Raw genomic sequence first — 11,858 nt, 5'->3', positions numbered from 1 at the left:
CCGCCTGTCCGTGCGCCGATCCGGGGGGACGGAGGACTCGAGGTCGCCGTCGGGTGGATGCCTGACGCGTGACGGCGGGGGTACTGCGGCAGGATGGACCCCATGCCGAACCGACTGGCTCACGAGACGTCCCCCTATCTTCTCCAGCACGCGGACAACCCGGTCGACTGGTGGCCGTGGTCGGCCGAGGCCTTCGAGGAGGCCCGCAAGAGCGACAAACCGGTCCTGCTCAGCGTCGGTTACAGCAGTTGTCACTGGTGCCATGTGATGGCGCACGAGTCCTTCGAGGACCAGGAGACCGCCGACTACCTCAACGCCCACTTCGTCAGCGTCAAGGTCGACCGCGAGGAGCGGCCCGACGTGGACGCCGTCTACATGGAGGCCGTGCAGGCGGCCACCGGGCAGGGCGGCTGGCCCATGACGGTGTTCCTCACCCCGGACGCCGAGCCCTTCTACTTCGGCACCTACTTCCCGCCCGCGCCCCGCCAGGGCATGCCGTCCTTCCGCCAGGTCCTGGAGGGCGTGCGCGGCGCCTGGACCGACCGGCGCGAGGAGGTCGCCGACGTCGCCGGGAAGATCGTGCGCGACCTCGCCGGGCGCGAGATCTCCTACGGCGGCCCCGAGGCCCCCGGTGAGCAGGAGCTCTCGGCGGCGCTGCTCGGGCTCACCCGGGAGTACGACCCGCAGCGCGGCGGATTCGGGGGCGCGCCCAAGTTCCCGCCGTCCATGGTGATCGAGTTCCTGCTGCGCCACCATGCGCGCACGGGCGCCGAGGGCGCGCTCCAGATGGCTCAGGACACCTGCGAGCGGATGGCCCGGGGCGGTCTCTACGACCAGCTCGGCGGCGGGTTCGCGCGCTACTCCGTCGACCGTGACTGGGTGGTGCCGCACTTCGAGAAGATGCTGTACGACAACGCCCTGCTGTGCCGTGCCTACGCCCACCTCTGGCGCGCCACGGGCTCCGAGCTGGCACGCCGCGTCGCCCTGGAGACGGCGGACTTCATGGTGCGCGAACTGCGCACGAACGAGGGCGGGTTCGCCTCCGCGCTCGACGCCGACAGCGACGACGGGACCGGCAGGCACGTCGAGGGCGCGTACTACGTGTGGACGCCGGACCAACTGCGCGAGGTCCTCGGCGGCGACGACGCCGACCTCGCCGTGCGGTACTTCGGCGTGACGGAAGAGGGCACGTTCGAGCACGGCTCCTCCGTCCTCCAGCTCCCGCAGCAGGACGAACTGTTCGACGCCGAGAAGATCACCTCGATCCGTGAGCGCCTCCTGCGGCAGCGCGCGACACGCCCCGCCCCCGGCCGGGACGACAAGATCGTCGCCGCCTGGAACGGCCTCGCCATCGCCGCCCTGGCCGAGACCGGCGCCTACTTCGACCGTCCGGACCTGGTGGACGCGGCCCTCGGCGCCGCCGACCTGCTGGTCCGGCTGCACCTGGACGATCATGCCCGTATCGCCCGTACCAGCAAGGACGGCCAGGTCGGCGCGAACGCGGGCGTGCTGGAGGACTACGCCGACGTCGCCGAGGGCTTCCTCGCGCTCGCGTCCGTCACCGGCGAGGGCGTCTGGCTGGAGTTCGCCGGGTTCCTGCTCGACCACGTGATCGCCCGCTTCGTCGACGAGGAGTCCGGTGGTCTGTACGACACGGCCGCCGACGCCGAGCGGCTGATCCGCCGTCCGCAGGACCCCACCGACAACGCCGCCCCCTCCGGCTGGAGCGCCGCGGCCGGCGCGTTGCTGAGCTACGCGGCGCAGACCGGCGCCGAGCCCCACCGCCGCGCCGCCGAGCGGGCGTTGGGGGTTGTGAAGGCCCTCGGCCCGCGCGTCCCCCGCTTCATCGGGTGGGGGCTCGCGGTGGCCGAGGCCGCTCTCGACGGGCCGCGAGAAGTCGCGGTGGTCGGGCCGTCCCTGGCCGACGAGGGCACAAAGGCGCTGCACCGTACGGCACTTCTGGGCACCGCTCCGGGCGCGGTCGTGGCCGTGGGAACTCCGGAGAGTGACGAGTTCCCGCTCCTCGCCGACCGTCCCCTTCAGCAGGGCGAACCCGCCGCATACGTCTGCCGTAACTTCACCTGCGATGCCCCGACCACGGACCCGGACCGTCTCAGAGCCGCGCTGAGCGGCTGAAACGGCTGCCATAACGGGGCACTTACGCAACCTGTGTTCGAATCGTTCACTCTCGGGGCTCGTTGTGATGAAACGCGCTCTTCATCGAAACAGCCTGCGGACTTCACAGATCCCCCCTAATCTCTCCACAGTGCCGCGGCAGGTGTGACTCACCGTCGCGACAGGGGGCATTGGGGATCTGGGGGGATCTGTTGCTGACGTCTGTCTTCATAGCCGTCGTCTCGCTGGCCTTGTTCTGGATGGCGGCTTTCACTCTGTGGTGGCAGATGCACGCGTGGCGTACGCCCGAAGTGCTCGCCTCCACCCGGTTCAGCAGACCGGACGGCGGCGAGCACCTGTCGTTCTCGCTGCTGCTTCCGGCACGGCACGAACAGGCCGTGCTGGACCACACCATCCAGCGGCTGCTGGAGTCCACACACACCGACTTCGAGATCATCGTCATCGTCGGACACGACGACCCGGAGACCACGGAGGTGGCCGAGAACGCCGCCTCGCGTGATCCACGCGTCCGCGTGGTCGTCGACACCCACGAGAAGAAGAACAAACCGAAGGCCATGAACACGGCGCTGCCGCACTGCCGCGGCGACGTCGTCGGGGTCTTCGACGCCGAGGACCAGGTCCACCCGGAGCTCCTCGCGCACGTCGACCACGCGTTCCGGACCACCGGCGCCGACGTGGTCCAGGGCGGGGTCCAGTTGATCAACTTCCACTCGAGCTGGTACAGCCTGCGCAACTGCCTGGAGTACTTCTTCTGGTTCCGTTCCCGGCTGCACCTGCACGCGCAGAAGGGGTTCATCCCGCTCGGCGGCAACACCGTCTTCGTGCGTACGGACGTGCTCAGGGAAGCCGAAGGCTGGGATCCCAACTGCCTCGCCGAGGACTGCGACCTGGGTGTCCGTCTCTCCAGCGTCGGCAAGAAGGTCGTCGTCGCCTACGACTCCGACATGGTGACCAAGGAGGAGACGCCGGGCAGCCTGATGTCGCTGCTGAAGCAGCGCACCCGCTGGAACCAGGGCTTCCTCCAGGTGTACCGGAAGAAGGACTGGAAGCAACTGCCCACCTTCGGGCAGCGGTTGCTCGCCCGGTACACCCTCATGACGCCGTTCATGCAGGCCTTCACCGGGCTCATCATCCCGCTCAACGTCGCGATCGCGGTCTTCCTCGACGTCTCCGTGACCGTCGCCTTCATCACCTTCCTGCCGGCCGTCACCGCGCTCGTCACCTTCGTCTTCGAGATCGTCGGACTGCACGACTTCGGCAAGCAGTACGGGCTGCGCGTCCGCTTCGTCCACTACCTGAAGCTCATCGTGGGCGGTCCCTTCTACCAGGTGCTCCTCGCCGGGGCCGCCGTCCGCGCCGTATGGCGTGAGCAGCGCGGCCAGAACGACTGGGAGCTGACCACCCACGTAGGCGCGCATCTCGCCGACGCCGAAGTGACCCGAGACCTCCGAGAGGACGTCCCTGCGTGACCTCCACCCTTCCCGCGGTGACCACTCCGAAGGTCCCCGCGCAGCGGCAGCCTGCGCCTGCAGCGCGTCCGACCGGTCGAACAACCCCTCCGATACGGCTGCGTTCGTCCCGGTCCGACCTGATCCTGTGCGGCGTACTCCTCGTCGCGATCCTCGTCGTACAGGGCTGGAACATCGCCGACTACCCGACCCTCAGTGACGACGAGGGCACCTACCTCGCCCAGGCCTGGGCCGTGCAGGACGGCCGGGGCCTCGCCCACTACACGTACTGGTACGACCACCCGCCGCTCGGCTGGATCCAGCTCGCCCTGCTGACCTGGATACCGGCGGCGCTCAGCCCCGAGTCGATGACCGTCGGCAGCATGCGCGCCGCGATGCTCGTGATCAGCGCCGTCAGCGCGGTCCTCGTCTATGTGATCGGGCGGCGGCTGTCGCTGCCGCGCTGGGCCGCCGGGCTCGGCATGGCCCTGTTCGGCCTGTCGCCCCTGTCGGTCGTGCTCCAGCGGGAGATCTTCCTCGACAACCTCGCGGTGATGTGGACGCTGGTCGCGTTCGCGCTCGCCGCCTCGCCCAGCCGTCACCTGTGGCACCACTTCGGCGCCGGGATCGCGGCCGCGACCGCCGTGCTGACCAAGGAGACGATGCTCTTCGTCCTCCCCGCGGTCCTCATCACCATGTGGCGGCACAGCCACCGCGACACCCGCAAGTTCGCCCTCACCGGCGCGGTCACGGCCTGCACGCTGATCGGCCTGTCCTACCCGCTGTTCGCCCTGCTGAAGGGCGAGCTGTTCCCGGGCAGCGGGCACGTCTCCCTGTGGGACGGCATCAAGTACCAGATGACCAGACCCGGTTCGGGCTTCATCCTCGACCAGGGATCCGGCTCCTGGGGCGTCCTGCAGTCGTGGCTCTACTACGACCGCGTCCTCATCGTCGGTGGCCTCGCGGGCGGCCTGCTGCTCCTGGTCACCTGGCGCTGGTCGGTCACCGCCCGGGCGCTGGCCGGCCCGTCGTTCGCGGTGGTCATCCTCGCCCTGGTGGCCATGCGCCCCAGCGGCTACCTGCCCGCCATGTACGTCATCCAGGCCCTGCCGTTCCTCGCCCTCGTCCTCGCCGGCGGCACCGCCTCCGTCGCCCACGCCGTACTGCGGCGATGGCGGTCCGAGGCCGAGCACCGGTACCTGACCGGCGGACGGTACGCCCTCGCGGCCGTACTCGCGATCTCGGCCGGCGCCTATGTCGTCCCGCGCTGGTACGACGGCGACCGCACCGCGGTCACCGCCGACGCCAACGCGCCCTACCAGGCCGCCTCCAAGTGGCTGTCCACCGAGGTGGAGGACCCGAAGGACACCCGGGTCCTGGTCGACGACGCGCTCTGGCTGGACCTGGTGCACGCCGGGTACAAGCCCGGGCTCGGCGTCATCTGGTTCTACAAGGCCGACCTCGACCCGGCCGTGACCAAGACGATGCCGCGCGGCTGGAAGGACCTCGACTACGTCGTCGCCTCCCCGACGGTCCGTCGCGACGCGGTCGACCTGCCCAACGTCAAGGCGGCCATCGAGCACTCGAAGCCGGTCGCCGTCTTCGGCCGCGGCGAGGACCGCATCGAGATCCGCCAGATCCAGACAGCCGCCGGAGGCGTGCGATGACCCAGGAATACACCGCCCCGGGAGAGCTGGGCGATCCGTCCGTCGAAGCCGTCGAGGTGCCCGAGCCGGGTGCCGTCACCATCGTCGTGCCGACCTTCAACGAGTCGGCGAACGTACGGCAACTGCTGCACCAGATCACCGAGTCGGTGCCGTCCCGGCTGCCCTGCGAGGTCGTCTTCGTGGACGACTCCAGCGACGACACCCCGCAGGTCATCAAGGAGGCCGCGCAGGACTGCCCGTTCCCGGTCACCGTCATCCACCGCGACGAACCCGTCGGCGGGCTCGGCGGCGCGGTCGTCGAGGGGATGAAGGCGGCCGGCTCGGACTGGATCGTCGTCATGGACGGCGACTGCCAGCATCCGCCGTCCCTGGTGCCGGAGCTGGTGGCCACCGGCGAGCGTGCGAACGCCGGGCTCGTCGTCGCCTCCCGGTACATCAAGGGCGGCAGCCGGGCCGGGCTCGCGGGCAGCTACCGCGTGGCCGTGTCGCGCATGGCGACCTGGCTGACCAAGTCCCTCTTCCCGCGCCGGCTGCACGGCATCAGCGACCCGATGAGCGGCTTCTTCGCGATCCGCCGCAGCGACATCACCGCCGAGGCGCTCAAGCCGCTCGGCTACAAGATCCTGCTGGAGCTGGCGGTCCGCAGCCGCCCGCGCACGGTCACCGAGGTGCCGTTCGTGTTCCAGGAGCGGTTCGCGGGGGAGTCCAAGTCCACGGCGGCGGAGGGCCGGCGCTTCCTGCGGCATCTCGCCGGACTGCGTACGGCCGACCCGCTGTCCCGGATGGTGGTGTTCGGGCTGATCGGGCTCACCGGGTTCGTGCCGAACCTGGCCGCGCTGTGGGCGATGACGCAGATGGGGCTGCACTACCTCCCCGCGGAGATAGTCGCCAACCAGTTCGGCGTGGCCTGGAACTTCCTGCTCATCGAGAAGCTGCTGTTCCGCGACCGGCGGCAGCACCGCCACTGGGCCGACCGCACCGTCCGGTTCGCGCTGCTCGCCAACGCCGACCTGGTGCTGCGCATCCCGCTGATCGCGCTGCTGGTGGGCCAGTTCGGGCTGGCCGTGCTGCCCGCGACCGCGCTGGCCCTGGTCATCACCTTCGTCCTGCGCTTCGCCGGTACCGAAGCGCTGGTCTATCTGCCGAGCCGCCGTACCGGTCGGCGGCCCGGGAGCCGCACCGCAAGGAGAGCCGCATGAACAAGCGCCTCGTCGGCAAACACCGAAGAAGGACCGCACTGGTCGGGGTGGGCGCCCTGACCGCCGGTCTGCTCCTCACCTCGCCCCAGTCCGCCTCCGCCGCCAACCTCGTCAAGAACCCCGGCTTCGAGACCGCCGGCACCGACGACATGCCCTACTGCTGGAAGAAGTCCGGCTGGGGCGACAACGACTTCACCTTCGAGACGACGGCGGACGCCCACAGCGGCTCCAAGGCGATGAAGGTGTCGCTCACCCGCCGTGTCGAGGGCGACCGCAAGGCGCTGATCACCGAGTCCGCCCAGTGCGCGCCGGTCGTCACGCCGGGCAAGCAGTACGACCTGGGGCTCTGGTACAAGTCGACCACCCCGGACACCTCGCTCACCCTCTTCCGGCACGACGCCACGGCGGGCTGGCAGTACTGGACCGACCTCAAGACGCTGGAGATGGCGGCCAACTGGACCGAGGCGACGGTCCGCACGCCCGAGGTGCCCGCCGGCACCGACCGGATCGCCTGGGGCGTCTCCGTCTACGGCACCGGCTCCGTGACCACCGACGACTACACGATGGACCAGGTCGCCGACGCCGTCCCGGACCCGGTGTGCACGGGCACCGCCGAGCAGTGCGCGAACGGCCGCTGGGACGTGCTGCCCACCCAGAACCCGGTCCGCTCCATGCACTCCGTCGTCCTGAACAACGGCAAGGTGCTGCTGATCGCCGGTTCCGGCAACAGTGAGCAGATGTTCGAGGCGGGCACGTTCACCAGCGCGGTCTACGACCCGCAGAACGGCACGTACAAGCAGATCCCCACGCCCAAGGACATGTTCTGCGCCGGTCACGTCCAGCTCGACGACGGGCGTGTGCTCGTGATGAGCGGCAACAAGGCGTATCCGGTGCCGGGCGGGCACGGCTACGAGGGCTACAAGGACTCGTACGTCTTCGACCCGGTCACCGAGACGTACAGCAAGACCAACGACATGAACGACGGCCACTGGTACCCGTCGGCCACCGTCCTCGGCAACGGTGACGTGATCTCCTTCGGCGGTCTGCGCGAGGACTCGACGGGCTCGGTGACCGCCGAGCTGTGGTCGGACGCCGAGCAGAAGTGGCTGGAGCTCTGGAAGGTCAACCAGACCTGGTCGTACTGGGGCCTGTACCCGTCGATGATCCTCATGCAGGACGGCCGCCTCTTCTACTCCGGCAGCCACGTCTTCGGCAACAACATCCCCGGCACCGGTTCGGCGGTCTACGACTACGGCGCCAACACGGTCACCCAGATCCCGGGCCTGCAGAACAAGGACGAGCGCGACCAGTCCGCGAGCGTGCTGCTGCCCCCGGCCCAGGACCAGAAGGTCCTCACCATCGGCGGCGGCAACATCGACTCCAACCCGGACGCGAACCGCCTCACCGACGTCATCGACCTCAAGCAGCCCAACCCGTCCTACGTCGCGGGACCGCCGCTTCCGCAGGGCACCGTCGACCTCGGGAACGGCAAGGTCCCGCAGACCGGCAACCAGGGCAAGATGTACGTCTCCGCCGTGCTCCTGCCCGACGGCAAGGTCCTGGAGACCGGCGGTGGGCTGCACAACCGGGCCGACCCGGTGTACGAGTCGTCGATCTACGACCCGGCGACCAACACCTTCGACCCGGTGGCGGCGGACCCGGAGGAGCGCGGCTACCACTCCTCGGCTTTCCTCCTGCCCGACGGCCGTGTCATGGCGACGGGCGACAACCCGGGCAACGGCTCCTGGAACCACGACGTGTCGATCTACACCCCGCCTTATCTCCTCAAGGGGCCGCGCCCGGCGATCACTTCGGTGATCGACACCGAGTGGACGTACGGCGACACCCAGCGGATCACCGTCGACCGCCCCATCGCCAAGGCCGAGCTGATCCGCCCGGCCGCCGTCACCCACTCCTCGGACCCGAACCAGCGGTTCGTGGATCTGCCCCTGTCGGTGGACGGCAACAACGTCGACCTGAACGTGACGAGCAACCCGAACCTGGCCCCGCCCGGCTGGTACATGCTCTTCGCGGTCGACGCCAACGGCGTACCGTCCGTGGCCAAGTGGGTCCACCTGCAAGGTCCTTCGGCCCTGAGCGCCGCGGACTCCTCCGCCCACGTCCACGACTTCGCCGACAACCTCAAGGGCAAGGTCACGGGCCCCGGCAAGAAGCGCACCTCACAGAAGGTCAGCCCGACCGTCTCCGGCTGCGACCGCCACTACGGCTCCGTCAACGTCTGCGTCCCGACGGACTTCCCGCCGACCGTGAAGGCCACGACGAAGTCCCGCTGCGCCTGGCTGAAGCAGAACGACTACGGCCGCCTGAAGGTCAACGGCAAGGACGACCCGCTGAAGCTGGACCCGAACAAGGACGGGATCGCATGCGGAAAGGGTGACGTGAGCAGGCGTTAGCCTCAGCTCGCGTAGTCCGCGAGGGCGCGCTCCACGATGGCGACGAGCTGTTCGTGGTGCGCGCCCTTCCAGTACGCGCGCTTGCACTCGGTGCACTGCGCGAAGACGTCGTACGACCGCTGCGTCCCGCCCTCCAACTGCTCGGCGACCTCCTCCTTCGTGGCCTCCTTCAGCAGGCCGTTGCAGGCGGTGCACCGGGTCCAGGGCCGCAGTTCGGGGCGGAACCGGTCGAGGACGTCGCGGAGTTGGTCCTCGGGGCGGGTGCTGTACACATAGCCGCCGGCCCACAGCTCACGGCGTCGCAGCAGCCCCCGGTCACGGCTCAGCATGACCCGTTTCTCCGCGGCCGAGAGCGCCGCCAGCGCCGGGTCGCCGATGTCCGTCGACTCGTACGCCGTGTCCACGCCGAGCAGCCGCATCCGCCGGGCCAGCGTGCCGAGGTGGACGTCGAGCAGGAAGCGCAGGGGAGCGCCGGGCACCCGCTGGGGGCGCGCGACGGGCCGTACGGACACGGACCCCCCGCCCGCCAGGACGTACGACACCGGCATCTCACGGCCGTCCACGACCACGGCGCCGACCTCCGTCAGCGGGACGCCGAGGGACTCCACGACATGGCCGAGGGTCGAGACACCGTCGGTGGTGACCCGGGCGGCGCCGTCCTGGCGTCGGCCGTTGGGCAGGAACACCCTCAGTTCGGGGGCGAACTCGACGTGGATCTCGGGACCGTTCACCCGGCCAGGATGACACGGCCCGGGGCTCGCTCCTCAGCTCTTTTTCGCGGGGAGCCCGTGCTCGATGACGTCCAGCGCGCGGTCGAGCAGGTCGTGCAGGTCGTCCCGGAAGTCGTTCTCGGCCCAGTACATGGAGATCTCCGCGAGGCCGCCGATGAGGGACATCGTGTAGACCCGCGCCTCCAGGCTGTCCTGCGGCAGGCCGGTGCGCTCGGCGACGGCATCGGCGAGCATCCGGCCGGTGACCGACATGCTCTCCAGCATCCGCGAGCGCACCGCGGGGACCTGGACCAGCAGGTGCGAGCGCAGCCGGACGGCCTCGGGATCGTCCTCCGCCGCGGCGGTGACGGCCAGCCGCATGACGTACCGCAGGGACTTGATCATGGGCTCGTCGGCCGGCCGCTTGCGCATCTCCGCCAGGAGGATCGGGTCGTACTCGTCCGTGAGGACGATGTCCTCCTTCGTCGGGAAGTAGCGGAAGACCGTGGACGGCGACACCTCGGCGCGCTCGGCGATCTGCTCGACCGTGGTGGCGTCGTAGCCCTGCTCCTTGATCAGCGCGTACGTCGCGTCGCGGATCGCCGTCCGGGTCTTGATCTTCTTCCGCTCACGAAGTCCCAGTTGGGGGCGGTCGGCCAGGGGAGAGGAGTGTGCGGGGGTCATGGGTGTCATTGTCGGGCATCGGCCCGCTCGGCAGCCATGTCAGAGACCTCGGACTTGTGCGCCTCGGGTGTGCCCGGCAGGAACGCCGCCGCCAGCAGGGCGGAGACGAGGGCCGCGATCCCGCACACCAGGAGCACGATCCCCATGCCGTGGACGTACGCGCTGTTCGCGGAGGCCGCGAGCTCCGCCGAGCCCGCCCGCTCGGCGACGAGGTGCGCCGCGACCACGGACTCCCCGGCGGTGTCCGCGGCACGCGCGGGCAGCCCGGTGACGTCGAGCCGGTCCCGGAAGGCGCCGGCGAGCAGGCTGCCGAGCAGGGCGATACCGATCGCGCCGCCGACCTGACGCAGGGTCATCAGCAGCCCGGAGCCGCTTCCGGCACGGTCCCGGGGAAGGGCGCTCAGGCCGCCGTTCATGGCGGGGATGAGCGAGAGGCCGAAGCCGAGGCCGGTGATGGTGAGCCACAGCGCGACGAATCCGTAGCCGGAGTCCACCGTCGTACGGCTGCCGAGGACCCCGGCGAAGGCCAGTACCACCAGGCCCGCGCTCACCGCGGCACGCGCCCCGAAGCGGGCGACGACCTTCGGCGCGAGGCGGGAGGCGACCAGCAGCCCGCCCATCATCGGCAGCAGCCGCACGCCGGTGCCCAGGGCGTCGTGGCCGAGGACGGCCTGGAGGTAGGGCGGCAGCACGAACAGCAGGCCGGTCAGGATGAACGTCACCAGGGTGGCGGCGACGGTGTTGAACAGGAAGCCGCGGTGGGCGAGCAGGGTCATGTCGAGCATGGGGCGCTCGACCCGGCGTTCGCGCACCACGAGCGCGGCGATCAGGAGCACTGCCGCCCCGAGCATGCCCAGCACCAGGGGGTCGCCCCAGCCCCGGGTGGGCGCCTCGATGATCCCGTAGACCAAGGCGCCGAGCCCGCTCGCGGCGAGCGCCGTGGAGACGGTGTCGACCTTGGGGGAGGCGGGGTCCTTCGTCTCGGGGAGCAGGAAGAGGCAGGCGGCGATGCCGATCGCGGCCATCGGGACGTTGATCAGGAAGACCGAGCCCCACCAGAAGTGGTTCAGCAGCCAGCCGCCGATGATCGGGCCGAGCGGCAGGCCGAGCGCGGAGGCGGCGGAGGTGATGCCGACGGCCTTGGTGCGCTCCTCGGGGCCGAAGAGGGTGGGCAGCACGGAGAGCGAGAGCGGAGTGACCAGGGCCGCGCCGACGCCCATCACGGCACGCGCGACGATCACCGCGTTCACGTCGCCGGCCAGCACTCCGACCAGCGATCCGGCGAGGAAGATCCCGAGTCCGGTGATCAGCATCCGCCGCCGCCCGAACCGGTCGCCGAGCAGGCCCGCGGGGAGCATCAGGGCGGCGAAGACGACGACGTACGAGTCCGCCATCCACTGCTGCTGGCCCGTGGAGGCGCCTAGATCGGCGGCCATCGTCGGCAGCGCCACATTGAGGATCGTCATGTCGAAGCCGAGCGTGAGCATGCTCGCGACGAGGGCACCGAGCGCCCACCAGCGGCGGGCGTCTGTAGTGACAGTAACCATGAAATGAGAGTAACTCTCAAAAGAGTGCAACTGTCAATGTTGGAGGGCGCGAA

General features: G+C 69.9%; 8 protein-coding genes. 5 read left to right on the top strand and 3 right to left on the bottom strand.

The genetic code is table 11. The features are described from left to right. The first annotated feature begins 102 nt into the window (after positions 1–102). The 5 genes from ACZ69Q_RS40670 to ACZ69Q_RS40650 all read left to right on the top strand — a co-directional run bounded on the left by ACZ69Q_RS40670 (position 103) and on the right by ACZ69Q_RS40650 (position 8,864). Positions 103–2,136, top strand: a complete 2,034-nt coding sequence (locus ACZ69Q_RS40670; protein WP_471052673.1) for a thioredoxin domain-containing protein — start codon at positions 103–105, stop codon at positions 2,134–2,136. 191 nt (positions 2,137–2,327) lie between these two features. Beyond that, the gene (locus ACZ69Q_RS40665) at positions 2,328–3,605 is read left to right on the top strand and encodes a glycosyltransferase (RefSeq protein ID WP_471052670.1); all 1,278 of its coding nucleotides are present in this window, start codon (positions 2,328–2,330) and stop codon (positions 3,603–3,605) included. Continuing rightward, positions 3,602–5,251, top strand: a complete 1,650-nt coding sequence (locus ACZ69Q_RS40660; RefSeq protein WP_471052667.1) for an ArnT family glycosyltransferase — start codon at positions 3,602–3,604, stop codon at positions 5,249–5,251. The genes ACZ69Q_RS40665 and ACZ69Q_RS40660 overlap by 4 nt, the downstream gene beginning before the upstream one ends. Further along, positions 5,248–6,450, top strand: a complete 1,203-nt coding sequence (locus tag ACZ69Q_RS40655) for a glycosyltransferase (protein WP_471052664.1) — start codon at positions 5,248–5,250, stop codon at positions 6,448–6,450. The genes ACZ69Q_RS40660 and ACZ69Q_RS40655 overlap by 4 nt, the downstream gene beginning before the upstream one ends. Continuing rightward, the gene (locus tag ACZ69Q_RS40650) at positions 6,447–8,864 is read left to right on the top strand and encodes a galactose oxidase-like domain-containing protein (RefSeq protein WP_471052661.1); all 2,418 of its coding nucleotides are present in this window, start codon (positions 6,447–6,449) and stop codon (positions 8,862–8,864) included. Before ACZ69Q_RS40655 ends, ACZ69Q_RS40650 begins: the two co-directional genes overlap by 4 nt. Before the next feature lie 2 nt (positions 8,865–8,866). On the opposite strand, the gene ACZ69Q_RS40645 is transcribed toward ACZ69Q_RS40650, so the two are convergent. Genes ACZ69Q_RS40645 through ACZ69Q_RS40635 form a run of 3 tightly spaced genes read right to left on the bottom strand, consistent with a single transcriptional unit; the run spans position 8,867 to position 11,805 of the window. Next, entirely contained in the window at positions 8,867–9,595 is a 729-nt protein-coding gene (locus tag ACZ69Q_RS40645) for a Mut7-C RNAse domain-containing protein (RefSeq protein WP_471052657.1), read from the bottom strand. A gap of 33 nt (positions 9,596–9,628) precedes the next feature. After that, a complete protein-coding gene (locus ACZ69Q_RS40640) occupies positions 9,629–10,258 on the bottom strand; it encodes a TetR/AcrR family transcriptional regulator (protein WP_471052656.1) in 630 nt (209 codons plus the stop codon). A 5-nt stretch (positions 10,259–10,263) separates the two neighbouring features. After that, positions 10,264–11,805, bottom strand: a complete 1,542-nt coding sequence (locus ACZ69Q_RS40635; RefSeq protein ID WP_471052654.1) for a DHA2 family efflux MFS transporter permease subunit — start codon at positions 11,803–11,805, stop codon at positions 10,264–10,266. Between the last annotated feature and the right edge of the window lie 53 nt (positions 11,806–11,858).

The sequence above is a fragment of the Streptomyces sp. NPDC036764 genome (assembly GCF_055609385.1).
The sequence above is the reverse complement of the archived record's forward strand: the minus strand, read 5'-3'. Positions and strand labels throughout refer to the sequence as shown.